Source organism: Pseudomonas sp. GW822-FHT01E03 (assembly GCF_058802985.1).
This window is the reverse complement of sequence record NZ_JBXAOQ010000001.1, coordinates 391,454-417,574: the sequence shown is the minus strand read 5'-3', so window position 1 is coordinate 417,574 and position 26,121 is coordinate 391,454. Positions and strand designations below refer to the sequence as shown.

Annotated in this window: 23 protein-coding genes and 1 tRNA gene; 10 read left to right on the top strand and 14 right to left on the bottom strand. The window is 61.5% G+C overall.

What is annotated here, in order from left to right; genetic code table 11:
* Window positions 1-46: 46 nt before the first annotated feature.
* Window positions 47-1,393, bottom strand: coding sequence for a 2-hydroxycarboxylate transporter family protein (locus AC1RP7_RS01780; protein WP_493182319.1), 1,347 nt, complete (start codon window positions 1,391-1,393; stop codon window positions 47-49).
* A gap of 128 nt (window positions 1,394-1,521) precedes the next feature.
* On the opposite strand from AC1RP7_RS01780, the gene AC1RP7_RS01775 reads away from it, so the two are divergent.
* A complete protein-coding gene (locus AC1RP7_RS01775) occupies window positions 1,522-2,439 on the top strand; it encodes a LysR substrate-binding domain-containing protein (RefSeq protein WP_103393758.1) in 918 nt (305 codons plus the stop codon).
* Between the two features lie 129 nt (window positions 2,440-2,568).
* Here AC1RP7_RS01775 and leuD read toward each other — a convergent pair whose 3' ends face one another.
* Together leuD and leuC are read right to left on the bottom strand one after the other, a co-directional pair.
* Window positions 2,569-3,177, bottom strand: coding sequence for a 3-isopropylmalate dehydratase small subunit (gene leuD, locus AC1RP7_RS01770; protein ID WP_493182317.1), 609 nt, complete (start codon window positions 3,175-3,177; stop codon window positions 2,569-2,571).
* A 3-nt stretch (window positions 3,178-3,180) separates the two neighbouring features.
* Window positions 3,181-4,602: a 3-isopropylmalate dehydratase large subunit gene (gene leuC, locus AC1RP7_RS01765; RefSeq protein WP_493182315.1), complete on the bottom strand. Its 1,422-nt coding sequence runs from the start codon at window positions 4,600-4,602 to the stop codon at window positions 3,181-3,183.
* Between the two features lie 250 nt (window positions 4,603-4,852).
* Between leuC and AC1RP7_RS01760 the strand changes: the two genes are divergently transcribed.
* Entirely contained in the window at window positions 4,853-5,476 is a 624-nt protein-coding gene (locus tag AC1RP7_RS01760; RefSeq protein ID WP_493182314.1) for an NIPSNAP family protein, read from the top strand.
* A 25-nt stretch (window positions 5,477-5,501) separates the two neighbouring features.
* Here the strand turns inward: AC1RP7_RS01760 and AC1RP7_RS01755 are convergent, their stop codons facing one another.
* The 5 genes from AC1RP7_RS01755 to AC1RP7_RS01735 form a co-directional block, all read right to left on the bottom strand.
* Window positions 5,502-6,788: an NAD(P)/FAD-dependent oxidoreductase gene (locus AC1RP7_RS01755; RefSeq protein WP_493182313.1), complete on the bottom strand. Its 1,287-nt coding sequence runs from the start codon at window positions 6,786-6,788 to the stop codon at window positions 5,502-5,504.
* Window positions 6,789-6,791: 3 nt separating this feature from the next.
* Complete coding sequence (locus AC1RP7_RS01750) at window positions 6,792-8,369, bottom strand: aldehyde dehydrogenase (NADP(+)) (RefSeq protein WP_493182311.1); 1,578 nt, start codon at window positions 8,367-8,369, stop codon at window positions 6,792-6,794.
* 105 nt (window positions 8,370-8,474) lie between these two features.
* On the bottom strand, window positions 8,475-9,422 hold the full coding sequence (locus AC1RP7_RS01745) for a dihydrodipicolinate synthase family protein (protein WP_340317648.1): 948 nt from the start codon (window positions 9,420-9,422) through the stop codon (window positions 8,475-8,477).
* A 57-nt stretch (window positions 9,423-9,479) separates the two neighbouring features.
* Window positions 9,480-10,406: a 4-hydroxyproline epimerase gene (locus AC1RP7_RS01740; protein WP_492625532.1), complete on the bottom strand. Its 927-nt coding sequence runs from the start codon at window positions 10,404-10,406 to the stop codon at window positions 9,480-9,482.
* 45 nt (window positions 10,407-10,451) lie between these two features.
* Window positions 10,452-12,098, bottom strand: a complete 1,647-nt coding sequence (locus AC1RP7_RS01735; RefSeq protein ID WP_057715246.1) for an APC family permease — start codon at window positions 12,096-12,098, stop codon at window positions 10,452-10,454.
* 187 nt (window positions 12,099-12,285) lie between these two features.
* Here AC1RP7_RS01735 and AC1RP7_RS01730 point away from each other — a divergent pair, with 187 nt between their 5' ends.
* The 3 genes from AC1RP7_RS01730 to AC1RP7_RS01720 all read left to right on the top strand — a co-directional run bounded on the left by AC1RP7_RS01730 (window position 12,286) and on the right by AC1RP7_RS01720 (window position 15,734).
* Entirely contained in the window at window positions 12,286-13,080 is a 795-nt protein-coding gene (locus tag AC1RP7_RS01730) for a PAS domain-containing protein (protein ID WP_493182308.1), read from the top strand.
* Window positions 13,081-13,156: 76 nt separating this feature from the next.
* Window positions 13,157-13,537 carry a RidA family protein gene (locus tag AC1RP7_RS01725; protein WP_008021538.1) on the top strand — a complete coding sequence of 127 codons (381 nt, stop codon included), beginning with the start codon at window positions 13,157-13,159 and terminating at the stop codon, window positions 13,535-13,537.
* 208 nt (window positions 13,538-13,745) lie between these two features.
* On the top strand, window positions 13,746-15,734 hold the full coding sequence (locus tag AC1RP7_RS01720; RefSeq protein WP_493182306.1) for a peptidase U32 family protein: 1,989 nt from the start codon (window positions 13,746-13,748) through the stop codon (window positions 15,732-15,734).
* A gap of 104 nt (window positions 15,735-15,838) precedes the next feature.
* Here the strand turns inward: AC1RP7_RS01720 and AC1RP7_RS01715 are convergent, their stop codons facing one another.
* Complete coding sequence (locus AC1RP7_RS01715; protein ID WP_057715243.1) at window positions 15,839-16,267, bottom strand: hypothetical protein; 429 nt, start codon at window positions 16,265-16,267, stop codon at window positions 15,839-15,841.
* A 321-nt stretch (window positions 16,268-16,588) separates the two neighbouring features.
* Between AC1RP7_RS01715 and AC1RP7_RS01710 the strand changes: the two genes are divergently transcribed.
* A tRNA-Gln gene (locus AC1RP7_RS01710) sits at window positions 16,589-16,663 on the top strand.
* A 106-nt stretch (window positions 16,664-16,769) separates the two neighbouring features.
* Here the strand turns inward: AC1RP7_RS01710 and AC1RP7_RS01705 are convergent.
* On the bottom strand, window positions 16,770-17,432 hold the full coding sequence (locus AC1RP7_RS01705) for a glutathione S-transferase family protein (RefSeq protein ID WP_218498282.1): 663 nt from the start codon (window positions 17,430-17,432) through the stop codon (window positions 16,770-16,772).
* Between the two features lie 158 nt (window positions 17,433-17,590).
* Here AC1RP7_RS01705 and AC1RP7_RS01700 point away from each other — a divergent pair, with 158 nt between their 5' ends.
* Window positions 17,591-18,523, top strand: coding sequence for a GlxA family transcriptional regulator (locus AC1RP7_RS01700; protein ID WP_223502108.1), 933 nt, complete (start codon window positions 17,591-17,593; stop codon window positions 18,521-18,523).
* 101 nt (window positions 18,524-18,624) lie between these two features.
* Entirely contained in the window at window positions 18,625-19,599 is a 975-nt protein-coding gene (locus AC1RP7_RS01695) for a nitrilase-related carbon-nitrogen hydrolase (RefSeq protein ID WP_493182305.1), read from the top strand.
* Window positions 19,600-19,667: 68 nt separating this feature from the next.
* Here the strand turns inward: AC1RP7_RS01695 and AC1RP7_RS01690 are convergent, their stop codons facing one another.
* On the bottom strand, window positions 19,668-20,174 hold the full coding sequence (locus tag AC1RP7_RS01690) for an HvfX family Cu-binding RiPP maturation protein (protein WP_218498280.1): 507 nt from the start codon (window positions 20,172-20,174) through the stop codon (window positions 19,668-19,670).
* Window positions 20,175-20,459: 285 nt separating this feature from the next.
* Between AC1RP7_RS01690 and AC1RP7_RS01685 the strand changes: the two genes are divergently transcribed.
* Window positions 20,460-21,962 (top strand): aldehyde dehydrogenase family protein, encoded by a 1,503-nt coding sequence (locus AC1RP7_RS01685; protein ID WP_493182304.1) that lies wholly within the window; start codon window positions 20,460-20,462, stop codon window positions 21,960-21,962.
* Window positions 21,963-22,087: 125 nt separating this feature from the next.
* Here AC1RP7_RS01685 and AC1RP7_RS01680 read toward each other — a convergent pair whose 3' ends face one another.
* The 3 genes from AC1RP7_RS01680 to AC1RP7_RS01670 form a co-directional block, all read right to left on the bottom strand.
* Entirely contained in the window at window positions 22,088-22,417 is a 330-nt protein-coding gene (locus AC1RP7_RS01680; RefSeq protein WP_032829393.1) for a hypothetical protein, read from the bottom strand.
* A 523-nt stretch (window positions 22,418-22,940) separates the two neighbouring features.
* Window positions 22,941-23,444: a GNAT family N-acetyltransferase gene (locus AC1RP7_RS01675; RefSeq protein WP_218498278.1), complete on the bottom strand. Its 504-nt coding sequence runs from the start codon at window positions 23,442-23,444 to the stop codon at window positions 22,941-22,943.
* A gap of 72 nt (window positions 23,445-23,516) precedes the next feature.
* Window positions 23,517-25,463, bottom strand: coding sequence for a DNA topoisomerase III (locus AC1RP7_RS01670; protein ID WP_057716625.1), 1,947 nt, complete (start codon window positions 25,461-25,463; stop codon window positions 23,517-23,519).
* A 255-nt stretch (window positions 25,464-25,718) separates the two neighbouring features.
* On the opposite strand from AC1RP7_RS01670, the gene AC1RP7_RS01665 reads away from it, so the two are divergent.
* Window positions 25,719-26,087, top strand: a complete 369-nt coding sequence (locus AC1RP7_RS01665; RefSeq protein ID WP_090454941.1) for a DUF427 domain-containing protein — start codon at window positions 25,719-25,721, stop codon at window positions 26,085-26,087.
* The last annotated feature ends 34 nt before the right edge of the window (window positions 26,088-26,121 follow it).

The following is a 26,121-nucleotide window of genomic DNA, read 5'->3' as shown; positions in this document are numbered from 1 at the left end:
GGTGTTCTCTTGCACAAGAGAACACCCTTGGGTCACCGGCACCGCGTCAAACAAAAAGCCGCAACAATATCGTCGCCAGAATCACCGTCGAAGCCCCGCCAATGCGCGTGGAGATTTGCGCGAACGGCATCAGCGACATGCGGTTGGAAGCCGAGAGGATCGCCACGTCTCCGGTGCCGCCCAGGCCGCTGTGGCAGCAGGTCACGATGGCCGACTCGATGGGGTACATCTTCATCAGGTTGCCGATGAAGAAGCCGGCTACGGTCATAGACACCACCACCGAGATGCATACCAGCACGTAGCCGACCGAGAACACTTTCACCACACTGTCCAGCGGCACGTAGAGCATGCCCAGGCCGATCATCACCGGCCAGATGAACGCCGATGACACCAGTTTGTAAAAGCTGTTGGCGCCTTTCTCGAGTTTTTCCGGCAGCACCCGAAGGTACTTAAACAGCACCGCCGCGAGGATCATCATCACCGGGCCGGGAATGCCCACGACTTTTTCCAGCAGGCCGCCGAGGACGAAGAACGCGCAGATTACCAGCACCCCTGCACCCATGACGCGGAAGTCGACAATAGTGCCTGTGTCTTCCTTGACCAGGAATTGGTCATTCTCGTCCTTGGCGCGAATCAGCGAGCCTTCGCCATTGATGGTCGGGCGCTTGAGGGCCAGGCGCGCCAGGTAACCGGCACAGATGATCGCCACGATGTTGCCGACCACGGCGGCGGGCGCCAGTTGAGCCACGTAGATATCCGGCGTGCCGCCGAGGATTGCCGAGTAGGCCAGCGACAGGGGCAGTATCCCTTCGCCGATCCCGCCGCCAATGATCGGCACGATGATGAAAAAGAACGTGTGGTGGAAGCTGTAGCCGACCAACTTGCCAACGATCAACCCGCTGGCAACGGCGGCCAGGGTGCCGACGAGCAAGGGAATGAACATCCGCAGCATGCCCTGGACCAGAATGAAACGGCTCATGCCCAGAATGCTGCCGACCACCAGGCTGGCGATCACGAAGTAAAGGAAGTTGGCTTCTTTCATCAGCATTTTGGTGGCGTCGATCGTCGCCGGTCCGAAGAAGCCGTAGAACACCAGGATCGATGGCAGCATCAGGCACAGGATGGCACCGCCGCCGATTTCCTTGAGGATCGGCAGGCGCGAGCCCATTTGGCCGAAAAACACGCCCATGGTCATGATGACGGCGAGCCCGCCGATTATGTTCTTGGGCAGGAAGCCCAGATGGGCCGAGAGATAAACGATGACCGCGATGCCGAGAAAGATCGGCAGCGGGATGACGCCGATTTCGTAGGCGCACAGGCTGCGCAGGCGTTGCACAAATCCGCCGTCGGAGGCGGTTTCGATTTTCAGGGATTGTTCATAGGGCTTGTTCATGTCGCGCTTTCCTCATGTTGTTTTTATCGAGGATTCAGAAACCACGGTTGGCCGGGGATGGATTGCCACTCGGTAGATCGATGGTATCCTTCGCTAATAACGCAATAAACAGCGAAAGTATGAGGCGTATGAACACGAATCGTGATCAATTTCCGTTGCCGGAAGACCTCAAGGTGTTCCTCACCGTCGTGCGCAAAAACGGCTTCGCCAGCGCCGCCGAGGAGCTGGGGTATTCACCGGCCTACATCAGCAAGCGTATTTCCGTGCTGGAAACCACGCTCTCGACGCGCCTGCTGCACCGCACGACAAGGCGCATCGCGCTGACTGACGACGGCGAGCGGGTACGGGTGTGGGCGGAGAAGTTGCTCGGTGACTTCGACGACTTTGTCGGCGAAATATCCCAGGCGCGGCAACAGCCGATGGGCTCGCTGCACATTTGCAGCAGCTTCGGTTTCGGGCGTAATCATGTGGCGCCGGCCATCTGCGAACTGTCGCAAACCTATCCAAAACTCGAGCTGCGGCTGGACGTGTTCGATCGTGTGGTCGATATCGTCGGCGAGGGCTTCGATCTGGAAATTCGCGTGGGGGATGACCTGCCGGGCCAGCACCTGGGGCGCAAACTGGTGAGCAACCGGCGGGTGCTGTGTGCGACGCCCGAGTATCTGGAACGGCGCGGTGTGCCGCAATCGCTGGCGGACTTGAAAGACCACGATTGCCTGGTGCTCAAGGAACGCAACAACGCGTTCGGCGTGTGGAGCCTGACGAAGGACGGGCAGGAAGAATCGGTACGCGTCAGCGGGCCGTTATCGTCCAACAACGGTGAGATCGTGTTGCAGTGGGCCCTGAGTGGCGGCGGGATCCTGTTGCGCTCGATGTGGGATGTGAAGCCGATGCTGGAGCAGGGGCGACTGGTGCAGGTGCTGCACGATTACACCCAGAGCGCCAACGTCTGGGCGGTGTACCCGACGCGGTTGAGCCAGTCGGCCAAGCTGCGGGTTTGCGTCGAGTTTCTCGAGGAATACTTTCGTCATCTTTCGGTTGAATGAACCACCGGCATCTGCATTTTTGTAGGAGCGAGCTCGCTCGCGATGGTCGTTAACGATAACGCGTGTTTACTGGTTAAACGCGGTGCCGTTGAGTCCATCGCGAGCAAGCTCGCTCCTACAAAGTCCTCATCAGCCCAACCAGGGATTTTCCGCCAGATGCCGGGCCTCGAAGCTGCGAATCTGTTCGGCGCGTTGCAACGTGGTGCCAATGGCATCCAGCCCCAGCAGCAATGATTGCTTGCGCAGTTCATCGATCTCGAACGGGATCACGTTGCCGTCTGCCAGTTCGATGGTTTGTTCCGGCAGATTGACGCTGATTCGAGCCGTTGCCGGGTTGCTGGTCAACGCGGCAATCTGATTGAGTTGAACCTCGGTCAGCTGGATCGCCAACACGCCATTGCGTTGGCAATTGTCGTAGAAAATACCGGCGAAGCTGGTGCCGATCAGGGCGCGTATGCCGACCTGTTTCAGCCCCCAGACCGCATGTTCACGGCTCGAACCACAGCCGAAATTGGGACCCACCACCAGGAACGCAGCATCGTTCCAGGCCGGCTGGTTGAGGATGAACCCGGGATCGGGTTCGCCGGACTCAAGGAACCTCAAGTCAAAGAACAGCCCCTTGTCCAGCCCCTTGCGATCAATCCCTTTGAGGAACTGCTTGGGCATGATCACGTCGGTGTCGATGTTGGAGGCCAGGAGCGGGGCGGCGCTGCCGCTGACGAAATCGAAAGGTTGCATGGTTCAAGCCTCCAGCGCGAAGGTGCGCACGTCGGTCAGGTGCCCGGTAATCGCTGCGGCGGCGACCATGGCCGGGCTCATCAAATGGGTGCGCGCACCGGCGCCTTGGCGGCCTTCGAAGTTGCGGTTGGTGCTTGAGGCGCAGCGATCACCGGGGGCTAGCACATCGTCATTCATGGCCAGGCACATCGAGCAACCCGACTGGCGCCATTCAAACCCGGCGTCGAGGAAGATCTGCGCCAGTCCTTCGTCTTCGGCCTGATCACGTACCAGTGTCGAACCGGGCACGATCATCGCCCGCACGTGCGACGCCACCCGTTTGCCGCGCACGACGCGGGCGACGTCGCGCAGGTCTTCGATGCGCGCGTTGGTGCATGAGCCGATGAAGGCGTGGCTGATCACCACGTCGCTGAGCGGCATGCCCGGTGTCAGGCCCATGTAGTTCAGGGCGCGTTGCATGCCCTGACGCAGGATCAAGTCAGGTTGCGCGGCCGGGTCCGGCACATGCCCGCCCACCGATGCGGCCTGATCGGGGCTGGTGCCCCAGGTGACCATGGGTTCGAGCGCCGCGACATCCAGGGTGACTTCGCGATCGAACACCGCACCTTCGTCGCTGTGCAGGCCGCGCCATTTTGCGACGGCCTGTTCCCACAGTTGGCCTTGGGGGGCACGGGGTTTGTGTTGCAGATAAGCAAAGACCTTGTCATTCGGGGCCATGAACGCGCCTCGGGCGCCCGCTTCGACGGCCATGTTGCAGATGGTCATGCGCGCTTCGACGCTGAGGTCGCTGATCGCCGGGCCGGCGAACTCGATGGCATAGCCGGTGGCACCGGAAGCGCCGATTTTTTCGATCAGGGCCATGATGATGTCCTTGGACGTCACGCCCGTACCGAGTACACCGTTAACCGTCACGCGCATTGTCTTCAGGCGCTTGTAGACCAAGGTTTGCGAGGCCAGCAGGTGTTCGATTTCCGAAGTGCCAATGCCGAAACCGAAGGCACCGAGGGCACCGTAGGTGGTGGTGTGGCTGTCGCCGGCGGCAACGACCATGCCGGGCAGGATAAAGCCTTGTTCGGGGGCCACGACGTGCTCGATGCCCTGCCGCTTGTCCAGCACGTCGAACAGTTCGATACCGAAGTCGCGGCAGTTTTCTTCGAAGTAAGACACCTGACGAGCGCCGCCAGCGTCCGGCATGGCGGCAGTGCGTGTCGGTGCCGTGGGATTGACGTGGTCGACGACCGCCAGGGTCGCGCCCGGGCGCCAGGCTTTGCGACCGGCTTCGCGCATGCCACTGAAGGCTTGCGGGCTGGTGTATTCGTTGGCGACCTGGCGGTCGATGTACAAAAGCACGTGGCCCTGATCGTCGAGGGCGCATACGGTGTGGCTGTCGATGTGTTTTTGGTAGAGCGTTCTGGGGCTGTGCATGGAGTGGGCTCTTGTTGTCATGCGAGATCACGGAAATGTACCCACAGCATATTCGTCGCCATTCCTGCATCAAGCGCCATTAAGTGAAGGCATTGAACACGATCTGTGAATTACCGGGCGCTGCTCAACGTAAAGAAACTACCTAGAACACTGCGGCAAATGCCGTTACCGATGGGGTTCGTCTCAATATCCCGCTGGTGGGGGCTGCCCTAGGCTGTGTGGTTTTGGCAAACCGGTGGGCGGAGTTGTTATGCGTTTGTTTGAACTGATCACTTTTACCGTGCGAGTGCGCACGATGGTCGATGCGCTGGTACGCATCGAGGCTGAGTTGGCGAAGCCGGAAGTCGGCGGGGTGTTAATGGGCTGCTGGGCTTCGGAGATCGGCCAGTTGAACCAGATCGCCGTGTTGCGTGGCTACGCCGACGAAAACCTGCGGCAAGCCGAGCGCGAGCGTTTCCTGCTGGGGGGTGGGGCGTTTGGCATCAACGAATTCATCTGCGATCTGCGCATCGAAAACTACACGCTGTTTCCCTTCCTCGAACCCTTGAGCGCAGGCCAGCACGGTCCGTTCTATGAACTGCGCGTCTACGACCTGGTCAGCAGCGGATTGCAACCCACCCTCGACGGCTGGAGCAAAGCCATCGAAGCGCGAACTGCCGAACAGTATTCGCCGGTGTACGCGGCGTTTTATGCCACTGACGGTTCGCTGCCGCGCTATCTGCACATCTGGCCGTGGACCACTTTGGAACAGCGCCTGCAAGTACGCACCCAAGCGGTTGCCGACGGCGTCTGGCCGCCGGAAAACTCCGGCCCGCAACTGCGTGACATGCGCTCGACGATCTACCTGCCCGCGAAGTTCTCGCCCTTGCAATGACCCGGGCTCGGCGCGACCGGGGCCCTCAGAAACGATCCAGCCTGTACGGCGCAGTCGCCGGCAGGCTGTAGGGCAGGGCTCCAGTCAAGGGCGAGGCCATTTGCGCGATCATTTCCGCCGTGACCGCCGCCTGGGTCAACCCCAGATGCTGATGACCGAAGGCGAGCAGGACCCTGCCGTCGCACACCCGGTCGATGATCGGCAGGGAGTCGGGCAAGGACGGCCGGAAACCCATCCACGGCGTGGCGGCTTCAGCACTCAGGTCGCGTTTGAACAGGCCTTTGCTCAGGCGGTGCAACTGCCAGGCGCGTTCCATGGTCGGTGGGCAGTCGAGACCGGCGAACTCGACGGTGCCGGCCAGGCGCAGCCCGTCAGCCATCGGCGTCATGATGAACTTGCGCTCCAGCGAGGTGACGGCGAACGGCAAGCGCCCGTGTTCGTGGGGCAGCATCAGGTGATAGCCGCGCTCGGTGTCCAGCGGCACCTTCTTGCCGGTCAATGCAGCGGTGAGCTTGGCGGAATGGGCGCCACAGGCAACCAGCACGTGTCGACTGCTGACGCGTCCTTGATTGGTGATCAACGACACGCCGCTTTCATTCAATTGCCCGCCCTCGACCCGCTGCTTGAGGAACTGCACGCCGCTGCTTTTGGCCGCGTGCACCAGTTCGCCAACCACCTGGAAGGGATCGAGAAAATGCCCGGTGCGCGGGAAGAACAATCCGCCCCGGAGCTGCTCGCTGAGTTGCGGCGCCGCATCGCGTACCGCCTTGGCCCGCCAGAAATCCACCGGCACTTGTTGCTGGCGCATGCGCGCCTGTAGCGCTTCGATGGCCTGTTGCGAGTCGGCGCGCTCGAACACCAGCAACGAGCCGTCTTCCTTCAGCAACTGGGGACGTTCGATGGTCTCCAGCAACCGGTGCCAGGCCCCCAGGCTGCTTTCATTGAGCGCGCGGATGCCGGCCACGGTGCGCTGGAACTGCGCCGGTCGCAGGTTGAGCAACAGGCGTGCGAACCAGGGCAGGGCCCGGGGCATGTATTTCCAATCCAGGCGCAGCGGGCCCATCGGGTCCATGAGCATGGCGGGCAGGCGCTTGAGGATCGACAGGTCGGCGATGGGGAACACCTGCTCGGTGGCCAGGTGCCCGGCATTGCCGAACGAGGCGCCACGACCGGGCTCCTGCTGATCGATGACCACCACCCGCCGGCCCTGGCGCGCCAGGCGCAGGGCGCAGGCGACGCCGATGATCCCGGCGCCGATCACGGCAACGTCCGACACTGCATTGGGGCTGTTGAAAAGGGAGTCGTTGGACATGGCCTAGGCTTCTCTCTGGCCGTCGAGCAGGCGACGCAACTGCAATGGGTTGCCGTGCTTGAGCGCTGCCGGCAACAAGGCGTCGGGGAAGTCCTGATAGCAGACCGGGCGCAGGAACCGCAGGATGGCGGCGGTGCCGACCGAAGTGCTGCGCGCATCGGAAGTCGCCGGGAACGGGCCGCCATGGACCATGGCATCGCACACCTCGACCCCGGTCGGCCAGCCATTGACCAACAGGCGTCCGGCCTTGCGCTCGAGGATCGGCAGCAACGCCCTGGCGCTCTCCACGTCGGCATCGTCCAGGTGCAGGGTGGCGGTCAACTGGCCTTCCAGGTGTTCGATGACCTGGCGGATTTGCTCGTCGTTGGCGCATTGCACGATCAGCGAGGCGGCGCCGAACATTTCTGCCTGCAACGCCGGGTCGGCGAGAAACTCATTGGCCCGGGTGACGAACAGGTGGGCCTGGCACTGGTTCGGGGTTTCGCCCTTCAGGCCGACGGCCACTGTTTTCGTGTGGGCATGCTCGGCCAGCGCACCGATACCGGCCTCGTAGGCCTTGAAAATGCCGGGGGTGAGCATGGTCTGCGCCGGGCTGCGCTGTAGCAGTTGCGCGGCCGACTGGATGAAACGCTCAAGGTCCGGGCCCTGGCGGGCAATCACCAGACCTGGGTTGGTGCAGAACTGGCCGGCGCCTTGGGTGAGGGACGCGACGAAGCCTTGCGCCAGTGCTTCGGCTCGCGATTTCAGGGCTGCCGGGAACAGCAAGACCGGGTTGATCGAGCTCATTTCCGCATACACCGGGATCGGCTCGGGACGCGCCTGGGCCGCGCTGCACAAGGCGATGCCACCGCTGCGCGAGCCGGTGAAGCCCACGGCCTTGATGCGCGGATCGGTGACCAGAGCGATGCCTACTTCGCGGCCGGAGCCGAACAACAGCGAAAACACGCCTTCGTGCAGCCCGCACAGTTTGACCGCACGGGCCAGGGCTCGGCCCACCAGCTCGCTGGTGCCGGGGTGCGCGCCATGGGCCTTGACGATTACCGGGCAACCGGCGGCCAGCGCCGACGCGGTGTCACCGCCGGCGACGGAGAAGGCCAGGGGAAAGTTGCTGGCGCCGAACACCGCCACCGGGCCGAGCGGCACCTGACGCTGACGCAGGTCCGGGCGGGGCAGGGGCTGACGCTCCGGCAGCGCGTTGTCGACCCGTACATCCAGCCACTCACCGGCACGCACGGTGCGGGCAAAGGTTCGCAACTGCTGGCAAGTGCGGCCCCGTTCACCCTGGATGCGCGGGCGTGGCAGGCCGGTCTCGGCCACGGCGCGGTCGATCAATTCATCGCCCAGGGCTTCGATTTCGCTGGCGATGGTTTCGAGGAGTTCGGCGCGGGCGTCCAGGGATGTCGCGCGATAGCTGTCCAGGGCATTCCACGCCAGGGCGCAGGCTTGTTCGACGTGTTCGCTGCTGCCACCGTGATAGGCCGGTTCAAGAGGTAGATCCGTGGTGGGATCGATGCCGCGGATCGCTTCGCGGTTGCCGGCGATGGCCTGCTGGCCGATCAACATGTTGCCTGTCAGAGTCATGGTCTTTCCTGAAACAAAGAGGGGGGCGTTGCGAAAAAAACGCCGTACCGCCGTGGGCGAAAATAAAGGCGGCGCACCTTGGCACGCCGCTGTACAGGCTGAATATCAGGCGAAGTCCTGCTCGGCCGACCACTGCTCGTACCACTGGCGGAACAGCGCGTACTGGTTCTCGGCATAACGACGCTGGGCATCGCTGAGCGCATCGGTCTCGTTGAAGTGCAGGGTGTATTCCTTGTCGCCATTGAGCACCATCAGGTGCTTGTAGTAGAGCACCAGGTCGCAACCCTCATCGAAGGACGACAGCACCGCCAGTGCCGATTCCAGTTCCCGCGCCTGACGACGCGCCTTGGCATCGCCCTTGGCCGCTTGTTTGCTCAAGGCCACCAGGCGCAACACTTCGCGTGGCAGCGCGTTGCCGATGCCGGTGATGGCGCCGGTGGCGTTGCAGTTGACGAAGCCATGGACCACCTGGGTGTCGACACCGACCATCAGGGTCACGTCATCGTCCTTGGAGGTGATGTGTTCGGCGGCGTAGCGCAGGTCGGCGGCACCGCCGAACTCCTTGAAGCCGATCAGGTTCGGGTACTCGCGGCGCAGTTCGAAGAACAGGTCGGCGCGGGTGGCGAAGCCATAGTAAGGGCTGTTGTAGATCACCGCCGGCAGGCCTGGAGCAGCTTTGAGGATCGCGGCGAAGTGGGCTTTTTGCGCGGTGGCCGAAGCGCCGCGAGACAGCACGCGAGGGATGACCATCAAGCCATGGGCACCGACTTTGGCCGCGTGTGCCGCATGGGACACCGCTTCGCGGCTGTTGACGGCACCGGTGCCGACGATGGTCGGAACACCGGCGGCCACCAGGCGCGCCACGCCTTCCTGACGCTCGGCTTCGGTCAGCAGCGGCCAGTCGCCCATGGAACCGCAATACACCACTGCGCTCATGCCAATGTCGATCAGCTCGCGACCCTTGGCCACCAGCGCGTCGAAGTCCGGCTTGCGCTCGGCGGTGCATGGGGTCATCAGTGCAGGGATGCAGCCAGTGAAAATGTTGTCGCTCATTTTGTTGTCACTCCTTGAGGCGTTCATTCAGATTTGGTCAGGGAAAAGGCGTGGGGCTCAAATGCCCCACGCAAAGGGATCCTGTTCGTCGATCAGCAAGGTGCTGTCGGCGGTCATGTAGGCGCGGCCGGTGATGAAAGGGATGATGTGTTCGCCTTCCCATTCGTAGCTGCCGACAAATTGGCTGGCGGTGATGCTGGCCTGGACCCAGCGTTCACCGGCGGCCAGTTTTCCGTCAGCCGCCAGGCACGCCAGTTTTGCGCTGGTACCGGTCCCGCAGGGCGAGCGGTCGTAGGCCTTGCCCGGGCACATGACGAAGTTGCGGCTGTCGGCGTGATCGTCGTCGGCAAACAGTTCGATGTGGTCGATCAGCGCGCCGTCTTCACCGTGGATGCCCTGGGCCTCGAGGGCCTTGAGCATTGCCCAGGTGTACTCGGTGAGGAACTCGACGTTGTCCATCTGCAAGGACTGGTCGTGGTCGGACACCAGGAAAAACCAGTTGCCGCCCCAGGCGATGTCGCCGTACACGCGGCCATGTCCTGGTACTTCGACCGGCACCTGTTGGCGGTAGCGGTAGGCGGGCACGTTGCGCAGGGTGACGTTGCCGTCCTCATGCAGCGTGGCGCTGACCGGGCCGACCGGCGTATCGATCTTGTGCTCGCCGGGCTGGATATGCCCCAGGTAATGCAGCGAGTTGACCAGGCCGATGGTGCCGTGACCGCACATGCCGAGGTAGCCGGCGTTGTTGAAGAAGATCACGCCGCAAGTGGCATCCGGCGACACCGGTTCGCAATACAGCGCCCCCACCAGCACATCGTTGCCACGGGGCTCCAGCAGGCAGGCGCGACGCCATTGGTCATGTTGCTCGCGCAGGGCATCGCGCTTCTCGGCCATGGTCCGGCCGGGCAACTGGGGCAGGCCCGACATCACCAGGCGAGTCGGCTCGCCGCCGGTGTGGGAATCAATGACATGTACTTTTTTCATAAACCTTTCCATTTGAGGAACACGCAGGCTTTGCTGGCCTGAATTTCAGCGAGAGGTCTGGGCGGATACACCGATCGGACGCTGGCCTGCGGTCGTGCCGGTGTGAACAGGATCGGCTTGGCTTTCACCGTCCTCGTCTTCCAGGCGAACCAGATGCGCCGGCACGCCGGTGGCCGCGCCCCAGTAGTAGATGCCCATCGCGCAGGCCGCCACGACCACTGTGTCGAAGGGATGGGTGAGTACGCCCATGCCGCCGAAGCTGCCGAGCCAGGACAGCACGATAGTCACGGCGTAGAAGCCGATCAGCCATGCCGAAGAGCGCACTTGTTGGGCCAGGCTCAGGTGTTGGGTCGGCACGAAACGTCCGCACAGCAGGTACACCACGAACATCAGGATTTGCAGGCCGAGCAACCAGGACACGGTGCTCCAGCCGGACCAGTAGACGATCAGCGCGGCGATGATGAATGACACCGGGCCCAGGACGCCCATGCGCTTGACCTTGAACGGCCGCGGCATGTCCGGCGCATTGCGGCGCAGGGCAGCCACCGACACCGGGGCCACGGCGTAGCTCAACACCAGCGCGGCGGAGACCACATTGATCAGCGCTTCCCAGGAGGGGAAGGGCAGGGTCCAGAACACCGACAGGGCGAAGGTCAGCCATAGCGCCGGACGCGGGATGCCGGACTTTTCGTCAATGCGGGTGAAGACCTTGAAGAAGGTGCCGGTCTGCGCCCAGCCGTAGATCACTCGCGGTGTCGCGTTCATGTAGATGTTGCCGCAACCGCTGGGAGAGATCACCGCGTCGGCCACCACCAGATAAGCCAACCAGCCCACACCCAATGCCAGGGCGATGTCGCGGTAGGGCAGGGCCAGTTCCTTGGCCACGCCGGCCCAACCGTTGGCGAGCATTTCGGTGGGCACGCCGCCGAGGAACGCCACTTGCAACAATACGTAGATGGCGGTGGACAGCAGTACGGAGAGGATCAGTGCAATCGGGATGGTGCGTTGTGGATTCTTCACTTCGCTGGCTACCGAGATGATCGGTGTCAGCCCCAGGTAGGCGAAGATAATGCCGCCGGCGGACACAGCCATCTCGACACCTGACAGCCCGAACGGCATGAAGCCCTGGGACTGGAAGTTCTCTGGTTTGAAGAAGGTGAACAGCACGCCGATCACCAGCAGCGGCACGATGAACTTGAACATGCTGATCAAGTTGTTGGCCTTGGCGAACGTTTTCACGCTGTAGTAGTTGAGCATGAAGAACAGGCACAGCAGGCCGAACTGAACCAGCCAGCCAATCGCCGTTGGATTGCTGGAACCGGCCTGGGTCAATGCGGGAAACCACGCAGCGGCATACTGGCGCGCGGCGACCACCTCGATGGCCACCAGGCTGGAAAACGCGATCAGCGTGATGAAGCCCATCAGGTAACCCAGCAACGGGCCGTGGGAGTAAACCGGGTAGCGAACCACACCGCCGGCACGGGGCAGCGCTGCGCCGAGTTCACAGTAGACGATGCCCAGCAGCAGCACCGCAAAACCGCCCAGCAGCCAGGAAAAGATCCCCGCCGGCCCCGCGATGGCGGACACGTGACTGGCTGCGAACAACCAGCCGGAACCGAAGATGGCCCCCAGTCCGATAAACGTAAGGTCTATCAACGAAAGTTGTTTTTTGAACTTGCCTTGGCCTGACATGGCATCGCCTTCTTGTGAGTTATTGGATAGGCAGGTGTGCACTTCAAGACGCCCGGGTCGGTTTTGCCGAGGAGGGCGGTGGCCATAGAGTGAACTTGGCGGCGTGCCCGCGATTGATGTTTTCCTTGGGTGTCGATGACGAAATCAGCACAATGGGCAGATACCGATCATTGGGAGAGACGGGTAGATGACTCAGGGTGCGTTTGCGCTGTTGTGCCAGGGCGACGACTCGAATCGCCCCGAATCCATCGAGCAACTGCTGGCGGGCGTTGCGCTTCTGCTGCCCATGCTGGATGTCATTCCGAATGCGGCGATCTTCATCAAGGATGTCCAGGCGCGCTATGTCATGGCCAACCGCACGCTGGTGCAGCGCTGTGGTTTGAAGCAGCTAAAACCGCTGCTGGGGAAAACCAGCGCCGAGGTGTTCCCGGAGCAACTGGGGCCTGGTTACACCGAGCAGGACCGGCGGGTGCTGGAGCAGGGGCTGGTGCTGGAAGACCAGTTGGAGTTGCATCTGTACGGCAGCCGGGAACCCGGCTGGTGCCTGACCCATAAACGACCGTTGTATAACCACCGCAATGAAATCATCGGTCTGGCGGGCATTTCGGTCGACCTGCAATCGGCCAGTGACACGCACCCGGCGTACCAGCGCCTGGCGGCAGTGGACGAGCACATTCGCGCGCATTTCAACCGTCGCGTCACCCTGGGCGAGTTGACGCGCATCGCCGGTATTTCCGTGGCGCAACTGGAACGCTACTGCAAGCGCGTGTTTCACCTGACGCCACGGCAGATGATCCAGAAGGTTCGCCTGGAACACGCGCATCGACTGCTCCACACCGATATGCCGATCACCGAGGTCGCCCTGCAATGCGGCTATACCGACCACAGTGCGTTCACCCGGCAGTTCAAGGCATTGACCGGTTTCACCCCGCGCCAGTACCGGCAGGCCACCGGTCATCAGCAGCCGTCCGGTCTGGATTAGCGACGCGCCGCCAATGGCCCTGTAAACTGGCCGCGCAAAAGGCGCCTGCCTCACCACCTCAAGCAAGAGAGTCCTCATGGCAAACCACGACCTGACCTTCACCCCTGATCCTGATGCGGATTCGATTTCCTCCGACGTTGTCGGTTTCGGCGGTGTGCTGGTCTCCACCCAGATCCCCACCCGCGCCGACGGCAGCCTGGAACTGGGCGACATCACCCTGCAAAGCGAGTGCACCCTGCAAGCGCTGAAGGTCGCGCTGGAGCGAGCCGGCAGTTCCATGGACCGCGTGATGCACCTGACCATCTACCTCACCGACATGGCCGACCGCGCCGCGTTCAACGAGGTCTACAAGCGCTACTTCGCCAAACCATGGCCAGTGCGCGCTGCTGTCGGGGTTGCCTCGTTGGCGGTTGAAGGCATGCGCGTGGAAGTGACCGCGATGGCGGCCAAGGCCTGATTGTAGGAGCGAGCTTGCTCGCGATGAACATAAGGGCGACGCGTGCATACAGAATGCCCGCGTCATCGTTAACGTCCATCGCGAGCAAGCTCGCTCCTACAGGGATTGAGGCCTGCTCGAAGCACCACCTGGCAGCGCACGGGTGCCGCTCAGGCGTTTCGCCGCTACAATGCACGCCTCGACCGTGACAAGCCTGACTAAAAAAACTATGTCTTTGCCCAAACATCACCTGGAATTGCTCAGCCCTGCCCGCGATGTCGCCATCGCCCGCGAGGCCATCCTGCATGGCGCCGATGCCATCTACATCGGTGGCCCGAGCTTCGGCGCCCGCCACAATGCCTGCAACGAAGTGAGTGATATCGCCCAATTGGTGGAGTTCGCCCGTCGCTACCACGCCCGGGTGTTCACCACCATCAATACCATCCTGCACGACAACGAACTGGAACCGGCCCGCAAGCTGATCCATCAGTTGTACGACGCCGGCGTCGATGCACTGATCGTCCAGGACCTGGGGGTGATGGAGCTGGACATTCCGCCGATCGAGCTGCACGCCAGTACCCAGACTGACATCCGCACCCTGGAGCGGGCGAAGTTCCTCGATCAGGCCGGTTTCTCGCAACTGGTGCTGGCCCGTGAGCTGAATCTCCAGGAGATCCGCGCCATCGCCGACGAAACCGACGCAGCCATCGAGTTCTTTATCCATGGTGCGTTGTGCGTGGCGTTTTCCGGCCAGTGCAACATTTCCCACGCGCAAACCGGGCGCAGCGCCAACCGTGGCGACTGCTCCCAGGCCTGCCGTCTGCCGTACACCCTCAAGGACGAAAAAGGTGGGGTGATCGCCTACGAAAAGCACCTGCTGTCGATGAAGGACAACAACCAGAGCGCCAACATCCGCGCCCTGGTCGAGGCCGGCGTGCGCTCGTTCAAGATTGAAGGCCGCTACAAGGACATGGGCTATGTGAAAAACATCACTGCCTACTATCGTCAGCGCCTCGACGCCGTGCTCGAAGACCGTCCGGACCTGGCCCGTGCCTCCAGCGGCCGCACCGCGCACTTCTTCCTGCCCGACCCGGAAAAAACCTTCCACCGTGGCAGCACCGATTACTTCGTCACTGACCGCAAGATCGACATTGGCGCCTTTGATTCGCCGACCTTCACCGGTCTGCCGGTGGGTGTGGTCGAAAAAGTCGCCAAGCGTGACATGCAGGTCGTGACGCACGAGCCGCTGTCCAACGGCGACGGCCTCAATGTGCTGGTCAAGCGGGAAGTGGTGGGTTTCCGCGCCAACATCGCCGAACCCAAAGGCGAATTCGAGGAGGACGGCGAGAAGCGTTATCGCTATCGCGTCGAGCCCAACGAGATGCCGGAGGGGATGTACAAGCTGCGCCCCAATCATCCGCTGAATCGCAACCTTGATCACAACTGGCAACAGGCGCTGCAAAAGACCTCCGCCGAGCGTCGCATTGCCCTGAATTGGGTCGCTCGCCTGCGTGAAGAGCAGTTGGAACTGACCGCTACCAGCGAAGAGGGCATCAGCGCCAGCGTCACCCTGGCCGGCCCGTTCGGCGCCGCCAACAAACCGGAACAGGCGCTGGAGCAATTGCAGGATCTGCTCGGCCAACTGGGTACCACGCAGTACCACGCCATCGACATCAAGCTGGACGCGCCGCAGGCGTACTTCATCCCCAACTCGCAGCTCAAGGCCCTGCGCCGTGAAGTGATCGACGCCTTGACCGAAGCGCGGATCGTCGCCCACCCGCGTGGCAGCCGTAAGGCCGAGACCACGCCGCCGCCGGTGTACCCGGAGTCGCACCTGTCCTTCCTGGCCAACGTCTACAACCAGAAGGCCCGCGACTTCTATCACCGCCACGGCGTCAAGCTGATCGACGCGGCCTACGAGGCCCACGAGGAAACCGGCGAGGTGCCGGTGATGATCACCAAGCACTGCCTGCGTTTCTCCTTCAACCTGTGCCCGAAACAGGCCAAGGGCGTGACTGGCGTGCGCACCAAGGTTGCACCGATGCAGCTGATACACGGCGATGAAGTACTGACGTTGAAGTTCGACTGCAAGCCTTGTGAAATGCACATCATCGGCAAGATGAAAGGCCACATCCTCAACCTGCCGCAACCGGGCAGCGTGGTGGGACACATCAGCCCCGAAGACCTGCTCAAGACCATCCCGCGCGCACCGCACTGAGTGACCGGTGAGTGCGCCGCAACGGCGCGCTCACCTGTTCCAGCCTGAAACCTCTTTTGCTGAAGTCCAGACGCTGACGATAAACCTGGAGCTGGCGGTCGACACTATTTACAGGTATCGGCGACGGCCTTTTCAGCACGTTTGAATTCCTGTTTGACGTCGGTCGGGATGCGTTGCCTTTTCAGTTCCTGACCGAGGAAGGGTTGTTCGCCTCGGGACTGGACCTCAGCCTCCTCGGCCGTTATCTGCGCCTCGATGGCAGCGGCGTGCTTGTCGATGACGGCATCGACCTCGGCTTCATTCCTGGCGGTATCGAGCGCCAGGACCAACTGGCCGGCCTCGGCTTTTTCGGCTTCGGCATAGGCTTCGACCGTCAACCCGGAGGCCAAGGCTCGCGCTTGGGTTTCCAGGTCATTCAGGTGCTCCCGAGCGGCCTTGCAGACCGCTTCCTGTCGCTGGTTCTGGATGTGTTCCCAGGTGTTCAACCCATAAACCGCGGTCCCGAGTACCAGAAGGGTTGCAGCGGCCCCCATTAATTTGCCTTTCACTTTTGGCGCCCTCAAATGGCAAGGGAAGGGTGTTGCATAAACGATTCCCGATTCAATTCGAGTAAAGAAAAGCGTAGCAGAGCTGTTCGGGCTGAATGTGCGCCGATAAATCCCCGAGATCCGGCTCAACACTAAGCGCCTGTTTTAATGAACAATTTTTTTTGTTTGGGCTTCCCAGACGAGGAAAAAGTTGGTAAATTTGCGCCCACTCTTGCAGCGGCCCTCAGGGAACCAGCCGCGAGAGCAGGCAACAGGTCTTGTTGCCACTCAAGAAAGCGAGTGCCAGGCACTCATCGCAACAGATACAGGGGCGTCGCCAAGCGGTAAGGCAGCAGGTTTTGATCCTGCCATGCGTTGGTTCGAATCCAGCCGCCCCTGCCATTTTTTTATTCCTGCATAATCAGATAACACTCGACCGACGGTTATTATTCGTCGACTCGTCGATTCGTTGGTTTTTGCCTCCCGTTCCCCGGTCGCGCTGGCGCTACTACCGAAAGCGCTCCGGGATGGCCTCGGCAAACGGGTACCAGGAAAAATACGGCCTTGCCTCGTCGATGACCCGCTTGACCGAGGACCTTTGGGTCAACCTGTCGAAATAAGCACTCAAGTGGCGATGATCGCCGGGAAAGGGTACGAGGGTGCTGGCGTAGAACAGTGCCGGGGCGGCGGCACAGTCGGCCATGCTGAACGCGGGGCTGGCGACCCAGGTTCTTGCCGCCAGCTGACGTTCAAGCATGCCGTACGCCGTCATTAGCGCGGCGCGTTCGCGGGTCAGGTCGCCGTTTGCGGCATTGATTCTGTCAGCGACGATCTTCTGCATCGGCACCTGGATGTGCAGGTCGAAAAAACGATCCCACAGACGCACCTCCAGCGCGGTTTCCCAGTCGTCCGGAACCAGATGCACCTGGCCGGGATGAAGCCGGTCCAGGTACTCAATGATCACACTCGACTCCGGCACATCCTTTTGCCGGGCGTGATCGCGCAGCACCGGAAACTTGCCGATCGGCCACAGCGCTTGAAGCTCGGCCCGGTCAGCCTCGTTACCCAGGTCTATGACCCTTTTTTCAAACTCGATTCCCAGTTCATAGAGAGCGATCAGCGCTTTGTGGCAGAACGACGAGAGCGGATGGAAATAAAGAGTCAGTGACATCCTGCAATTCCTCGGTGAGATGCAAACCACCTGATTATCCGTCGCTATCGGCCGATGCGCGAGGTGCTCCACCCTGATGTCCGGCGCCTGCTGTTCGGGTTAGAGTACAAGTCTTCTGGCCTGAACATCAGGCATGCCACGTTTAGGGTCATATCGCCATGCACCAGATCGGACTCATTGTTTACCCCGGCTTCCAGGTTCTGGGCCTGGCCATGTGTGCCGCCTTCGAGTTGGCCAATAGCGCCGGCGACGAGCCGTTGTACCGCATTGCATTGCTGTCCGAGCCGGGTGGCCTGGTGCAAACGTCCGCCGGTTTTGCAGTGCAGACCGAAGCGTTCGACCAGCGCGCGTTCGATACGCTGCTGGTCCTGGGCGACAATCTGATCCGCCCGACCACGCCGGGCATGTTGGAGTTTCTGCGCCGCGCCAGCCACGGCACCCGGCGTCTGGGTTCGATTTGCACGGGGGCGATTGCCTTGGCCCAGGCCGGTTTGCTTGATGGTCGGCGGGCGACCACCCACTGGGCGCATGTGTCGGCGTTTCGCAAGGCGTACCCGAACGTGAAGGTCGAGGAAGACCGGATCTTCATCAACGACGGCAACGTCTGGACGGCTGCCGGCATGAGCGCATGCGTCGATCTGGCGCTGGCCCTGGTGGAGAGCGATCTGGGCGTCGACGTTGCACGCAAGGTAGCGCGGCAATTGGTGGTGTATCACCGGCGTTCCGGCGGGCAGTCGCAGTTTTCGGTGATGCTGGAGCTGGCCCCCAAGACCGATCGCATACAGGCCGCGCTGAATTACGCCAGGCAGAATCTCAAGTCCGCGCTGTCGGTCGAGGAGCTGGCCAGTGCTGCCAATCTCAGCCCTCGGCAATTCAGCCGGGTGTTTCATGCCGAAACCGGCCAGTCTCCGGCCAAGGCCATCGAAAACCTGAGGGTGGAGTCGGCCCGGTTGATGATGGAAACCGGACGGCACTCTATCGATGCGGTAGCGACGGACACCGGCTTTGGTGACCGGGAGCGGATGCGCCGCGCTTTTATTCGTGCGTTCGGGCAGCCGCCGCAGGTGATTCAGCGTGCCAGTCGGGGCTGAATCGTGATGTCCTGAAAGGTGGTGTATACGACATTCAGGTCTTAATATTATTTGCGTAATATTTATCTCGTTGAAACCTTTTCCTCAATGAGATCACCGCCATGACCCTCGTCAAAGCCGCCGCCGTACAAATCAGCCCTGTTCTTTACAGCCGAGAAGGCACCGTCGACAAAGTGGTGCAGAAGATTCTCGAACTCGGCGAGCAGGGTGTGCAATTCGCCGTATTCCCGGAAACCGTGGTGCCGTACTACCCGTACTTTTCCTACGTGCAGTCGCCATTCGAAATGGCCGCCGAACACCTCAAGCTGCTGGACCAGGCAGTCACCGTGCCTTCGCATGCCACCGATGCCATCGGCGCTGCGGCCAGGCAAGCGGGGATTGTCGTGTCCATCGGCGTCAACGAGCGCGATGGCGGCACGTTGTACAACACGCAGTTGCTGTTCGATGCCGACGGCTCGCTGATCCAGCGTCGCCGCAAGATTTCCCCGACCTACCACGAGCGCATGATCTGGGGCATGGGCGACGGCTCAGGCCTGCGGGCCGTCGACAGCGCGGTAGGGCGCATCGGGCAACTGGCCTGCTGGGAGCATTTCAACCCGCTGGCCCGTTATGCCTTGATGGCCGATGGCGAACAGATCCATGCGGCCATGTACCCGGGGTCGTTTGCAGGTCCGCTGTTCGCCTCGCAAATGGAAGTCAGCATTCGTCAGCATGCTCTGGAGGCCGCGTGCTTTGTGGTCAACTCCACGGCGTGGCTGTACCCCGAGCAACAGGCGCAGATCATGGCCGACACCGGTTGCGCCATCGGTCCGATCTCCGGCGGTTGCTACACCGCGATCATCAGCCCGGATGGCTCGGTGCTGGGTTCGTTGCATGAAGGTGAGGGCGAGGTGATCGCCGACCTCGACATGGGCCTGATCGACAAGCGCAAGCGCATGATGGATTCCCGTGGCCACTACAGCCGCCCGGAACTGCTGAGCCTGCTGATTGACCGCACGCCGCAATCCCATGTGCATGAGCGCAGCGCGCATCCGAAACTGACCGAACAGACCGGGCTGGAAGAGGTGATGGGTTAGTTCCGGGGAAAAAAACAGGGGACTTCATGGAAGTCCCCTTTTTGTTTGTCGGCGTTGCAGCTGTCGTTTCAGCGTCGCCAGAAGCAACGCGCCAGCAGCGCATCGATGCCGAGCTTACCGCCACCCGACAGCAACAGCGGCGTGAGGGCCACAAGATAGATCAAAGGCAGCTTGAAGTTGCCGTAACCCTTGTTGCTGATGGCATAGCCTTGGGCAAGTTCACTGAGAGTGTGCCAGTCGGCGGGCCAATGGACGGCGGCGGTTGCGACGAGGGTCACCACCATCAGGCTCAGCGCCGAAAAACGTGTGCCCAGGCCCACCAGCAAGGTCAGGGCGAAGATCAGTTCGGCCCACATCGACAGTTCCCAGTTCAGCGTCGCTGGAAGGTGGTCGAACGGAAACGGGAAGCGCTCCTGGATATCGGCGAACCAGTTCTGGCCGTTGAATTTTTCCAGGCCGGACTCGAAGAATTCCCAGGCGAGAAACACCCGCAGCGCGAGGGGGGCAACCCAGTCGCCGGCACGGTCGAGGTTCAGGTGCAGGCCTTTGACGGCCGAAGAAACGGAGGTGTTCATGGGCGTAGTTCTCTTTCAGGTCAGGGCGGCGGGGCAACGGCATACCCCCGAGAGTTGAGCGCTTTGATCGGCTTGGCCAATCGACAGGCGTATTTCATCAATGGGGTGTATCTGCGGTGTGTCGTTGTGGCGGGGTTTTGAGTGCGGGGTGTGTCTGGGGTGGGGCTGTATACACTGAGATACGTAAACGGCCATCGCTTACCCCCTGTGGGAGCGAGCAGGCTCGCTCCCACAGGGAAATTGCTATACATTTTCTGGCCGCCCCCTGCATGGTGAAACCGCTTCATGTCTCTTGCGCTCGAACGTCTAGTCGCTGGCACGCCAATCCCTTTCGCCAGTAATCGTGTCACTGTCGTCAGCCCCGAACTGGCGCAACGCTTCCAGCCCGGTGACCACCTGCTGGTGGAGCAGGTCAGCGGCGAGTTGCTGCTGATCCCCGTGGCGGACCAGCAAGCGGCCAACGTCGCGATCGAGCGCGCCCAGGCGGCATTCACCGCGCTGTCGGCAGTGTCCGATCAAGCCATCAGCGCCTTCTTCGACCTGTTTGCCCAACGCCTGGAAACCGCGCAGTGCTGGGCCTTGATCGAAGCTGCCAACCTGGCCGACATCGAGCGGGCCAAGGCGCGCGGTCGCTCGACCACCCGGTTGCTGGCCGATGAGCGTATGCGTCGCGACATGATCGCCGGCCTGCGCGCCTGGCGCGATGCACCGGCCAGTCGTGGCAAGGTGATCAGTTGCGTCAAACACGATGGCTGGAAAGTCGAGCAAGTGGTCTCGCCGCTGGGCATCGTCGCGTTCGTCTTCGAAGGCCGGCCGAATGTGTTTGCCGACGCGGCCGGTGTGTTGCGCACCGGCAACACCGCCGTGCTGCGCATTGGCAGTGATGCGTTGGGCACCGCCCAGGCGATCGTCACCCATGCACTGAACCCTGCGCTGAGCGACGCCGGTTTGCCGGCCGGTGCCGTGTCGCTGGTGGAAAGTGTCAACCACGCCGCCGGTTGGGCGATGTTCGCTGACCGGCGCCTGTCATTGGCAGTGGCCCGTGGTTCGGGTCGCGCCGTCAGCCAGTTGGGGAGCATCGCGCAGCAGGCTGGCACGGCGGTCAGCCTGCACGGCACCGGTGGCGCCTGGTTGATCGCCAACACCGATGCCGACGCCCCGCGCTTTGCCGCCGTGGTGCGCAACTCCCTGGACCGCAAGGTCTGCAACACCCTGAACGTCTGCCTGATTCACCGCGACCGCGCCGCTGAACTGGTGCCGCTGTTCCTCGACGCACTCAAGCAGGCCGGCACCGCACGGGGCCAGGGCTGCAAGCTGCATATCGTTGAAGGCAGCGAGTCGCACCTGCCGCAAGACTGGCTGGCTGCAACGGTCCAGGTATACCGTGCCGAAGGCTATCAGAGCGAGGCGCAGGCCGAGCCGTTGCCGGAAGATCAATTGGGCCGTGAATGGGAGTGGGAAGAAACCCCGGAAATCAGCTTGAAGATCGTCGACAACCTGGACGATGCCATTACCTTGTTCAATCGCTACAGCCCGCAATTCACCGTGTCATTGATCAGTGAAAGTGCCGAGGCTCAGGAGCGTTTCTACAACGCGGTCAACGCGCCTTTTGTCGGCAACGGCATCACCCGTTGGGTCGACGGCCAGTACGCGTTGAACAAGCCGGAACTGGGGCTTTCGAACTGGGAGAGCGGGCGCCTGTTTGCTCGCAGTGCGATTCTCTCGGGTGATGGAGTGTTTACCATTCGTAGTCGCATGACCCAGTTCGATCTGGGCGTCAAACGCTGAGATGGCGGAACTTGTGACCGCTGCAAGCCCGCTCCCACAGTTTATTTTTATTCCAACATAAAAAAGCCTGCTCCTTATCGGGAGCAGGCCTTGTTTATCAATAAGTCAGTAATGACTCATCTTAATCAGTAGAACCGGTCAATCACCCGAACTTCGTTCTGGTTCTGCATCGAGGCCCAGGCCTGTTTCAGGGTTTGCAGAACATTACCGATGAAGTCCTTGTCGGCCGCGGCCTTCTTGCCGACATAGCCCTGGCCGCGACGGTACATCTTCAGTCGGGCGAGCAGGTTCTGGTTGTTCTGGTCGAACTCTGCTTCATGGGCGTGCGGCGACAGGCAGTCGATATGAACCTGGCCACACTTGCTGATCCAGAGAATATGGTTGTCGTGGCTGTCTTTCTTTGCAGCGAAGATACGAGCCAGTTCATCGATAGTTGGTTGATTGTTCAGATTCATCATAAAGCCCCTTGACCAATTGGTGATCTTTCAAAGTTGATTCGCTAATACAGGTAGCCCATCGGTTAGTTGATCCCTGGCACCGAAACCAGGACGTCAGCGTTCGACCGCCTTATCGGGCGGGGTCCTGCGTCTGTTGCATGTAGTCGTGTTGAATAACTGCTACGCAATAGCGTCACAACGAAGAGAAGCGGCGAAAACCTTAAGGCCACTGCCGACATTTTCAGGGTCGGCCACAAGCTTCATGAGGATTGCTCGCCAAGACTTCTCGCCCTTGTACTGGACGTTCAGGCCAGGTCAGCTTCTTCAATCTGCCTTGTGGGCAGCGTGTATCCGGGAAAAACAGCTCGGCGGTCAGACGAGCTTGCTCAAACGTGTTGCCTGTACTCCCGATCGGGGAGACGTCTGCATCATGCAAGGGCAAATCGGAGGCGTCAACGGTTTTGTAGTGAATATTTTTAGTCACTACATATTGTCGGACAAAGCTGTTGGGAATTAGCGGGTGGAGTCGAAGGTGTGTCGGTCAGGACGACAAAGGCGGACACTCAAAGCGGTAAAAAGTGCAGGGATAGCGGTCAACCACCTGCTGATGCAAGGTGAGCCCGGCAACGTTGAGCCCCGGCATCACGGCGGCCCAGAACAGGCGTGCCGGCTGATTCGCCTCGATGTGGAAAATCTGCCATTGACCGGGGAACCGACTCAAGAGGGTGGAAACGACAAATCGCGCGACACCCCGGCCACGAAAGCGTCGACTGACAAACAGATAGCCGATGTTGTAGTCGGCACCGGATAGATGGACCTGGTTATCCACGGTCACGAAGCCGGCCAGTTCACCGTCGACCTTGATCAGGAAGGGGCGGGTGGCCGGGTTTCGCCAGTAGTCGGGCATGGGCAGGATGTTGAAGAAACCGTATTCGCCGAGTTTCAGCGGTAACCATTCGCTGAAGTCGTAGGTATAGAACTGCATCAGGTTCTCGATGGTTTCCAGTTCATCGCGTTGGGCGGCGTGCAGTTCTATCGAAGGCATACGGGTTGGCTCCAGTTACGCCGGGGCAGGTACACCCTTGATTATGGTTGGCCGCAAGGTTCGGTGTCGGGTTCAGGTTTTGCTTGCCGGCTTTGCCCCGCGCCTGGTGCCACTCGATGGTTTGCGCGGGGCGCTCTTGCGCTTTTTCTTCCATGGAGTTGCGGCGCGCCCGCCGGGCGGTGGACCGCTGATGGTCAGGCTCAGGCCGGCACAGCGACTGACCTGCTTGCTCATCCACGCCGCCTGTTTGGTGACGAACTCCTCCAGGCTCATTTCCCCGCTTTGCACCATGTCCAGGGCCTGCTCCCAGATCGCCGTGGTGCCCGGATCGGCGATGGCCCGGGGTACGGCGTCGATCAGGCTGAACGCGGCCGGCGTGGCGGCCAGGGCCTTGCCGTTCTTGACCAGATAACCACGGTCGAGCAGGCCCTGAATGATCGACGCACGCGTCGCTTCGGTGCCGATGCCGGTGGTGTCCTTGAGCTTTTGCTTGAGCAGCGGGTCTTGCACCAGTTTGGCGACATTCTTCATGGCCTTGATCAGGTCGCCTTCCGTAAACGGCTTTGGCGGTTGCGTCCAGAGGTCCTTGAATTGCACGCCGGCCACTGCGCAGTCGATGCCTTCGGCCAGGTTGGGCAGAGTCTGCGGTGCCGGGGCTTCGCGCCCCTTGGCCGGAGCCAGTGCTTCGGGCAGGGCGCGTTTCCAGCCCGGCTCGATGATCTGCTTTCCGACAGCGCGCAAGGCCTCGCCGGCGCAGTCGAAATCGGCCTGGGTGCGGTCGTATTCGTGATTGGGCAGGAACTGCGCCAGGTATCGGGCGCGGATCAGGGTGTAGACCGCACGCTGTTTGCCCGCCAGACGTTCGAGGTTCTTCGCCGCAGCCGTGGGGATGATGCCGTGGTGCGCGCTGACCTTGGCATCGTTCCAGGCCCGTGAGCGCCGCTGCGGATCAAGGTGATCGTGCAAGGCGTTCAACGCCGGATCGGCCTGGCGCAACGCCGCCAGAATGGCCGTTGCCTCGCTGTGCTGACTCAGGGGCAAGTAGCCGCAATCACTGCGCGGATAGGTAATGACTTTGTGGGTCTCGTACAGCGCCTGGGCAATGTCGAGGGTTTCCTGGGCGCCGAGGCCGAGTTTCTTTGAGCAGACCTCCTGCAGGGTACCCAGGTCGAACGGCAGTGGGGCCACTTCGCGCATCCGTTCGGTGCGCAGTTTGATCACCCGCGCACTGGCCGCGCCGCTCATGGCGGCCGCAGCTTGTTGCGCCAATGCCTGATTCAGACAGCGGTCCTGGTCGTCGCAAAGCTCGGATGCCGCGCGCCATTGCGCCGTGAACGCGGTGCCGTTGTGCAGCAGTTGCACGTCGATGGCCCAATAGGGGACGGGCACAAAGTCGGCGATGCTGCGATCGCGATCCACCACCAGGCGCAAGGTCGGCGTTTGCACCCGGCCGACCGGCAACACGCCTTGATAGCCAGACTGGCGCCCCAGCAGGGTGAACAGCCGACTCATGTTCATGCCGATCAGCCAGTCGGCCCGGGAACGCCCCAGGGCCGAGTGATAGAGGCTGAAGGTCTCGTTCCCCGGTTTGAGGGCCGCGAGGGCCTTGCGGATGGACGCATCGTCCAGCGCCGACAACCAGAGCCGGCGGATCGGCCCGCGATAGCGGCAATGCTCCACCAGTTCCCGGGCGATCATCTCGCCCTCGCGGTCGGCGTCCGTGGCAATGATCAGTTCGGACGCTTCACCGAGCAGGCGCTTGACCGCCTTGTACTGGCTGGCGGTGCGCGGCTTGACGGTCATTTTCCATTTTTCGGGAATGATCGGCAGGTCGGCCAGCACCCAGCGCTTGTAGCGCGCGTCGTAGGCATCCGGCGGTGCGGTTTCCAGCAAGTGGCCGATGCACCAGGTCACCGTGACGTCCGTTCCCAGCCAACAGCCATCGCCCCGGCGCCGGGCGCCGAGGACTGCTGCAATGTCTTTGGCCTGGGAAGGTTTTTCACAGAGGTACAGCCGCATAACCACCATCGTCGATCAATGTGCCAGAGATGCACAGAATGGCGCTTGATGAATGATGGAGCAATCTTTATCTGTATGGATGTACAGGTTTGTGTGTCGCTCCCGTTCGGCTGCGAAGCAGTCGCGAGGGTAAAACTTGGGTTATACCTGATAAATCGTGGTTTCAGGTTTTGGGGCTGCTGCGCAGCCCATCGCGGGCAAGCCACGCTGCCACATCGATTTGCAGGTCCATTACCGTCATGAGGAACGTTTTCCATGAAAAGCTCCGGTCCTAGCCCTGTCATCACCATCGCCGAGCAGCCTGGCTGTCTGTTGGTAAAATTTCACGGCATTCAAGTGGCCGCCTCGGCGCGGGCCCTGGTGTTGCTGGAGGCCAACTACCCGCCGGTGTACTACGTGCCGCGAGAGGACATCGACGAGAAGTATTTCGCCCGCACCGACCACACCAGCTATTGCCCCTACAAGGGCGATGCCAGCTATTTCAGCCTGCAGGTGCCGGGGCATGAAAGCGCCAACGCGGTGTGGAGTTACGAAAACCCCAAGATATCTGTCGAACAGATTCGAGAGTACGTGGCGTTCTACCCGGATCAAGTGAAGTTCGAGCTGCTTGATGCCGAGGTTTGATTGTCGTTTTCAAGCGATAAGACAGTCACGATTC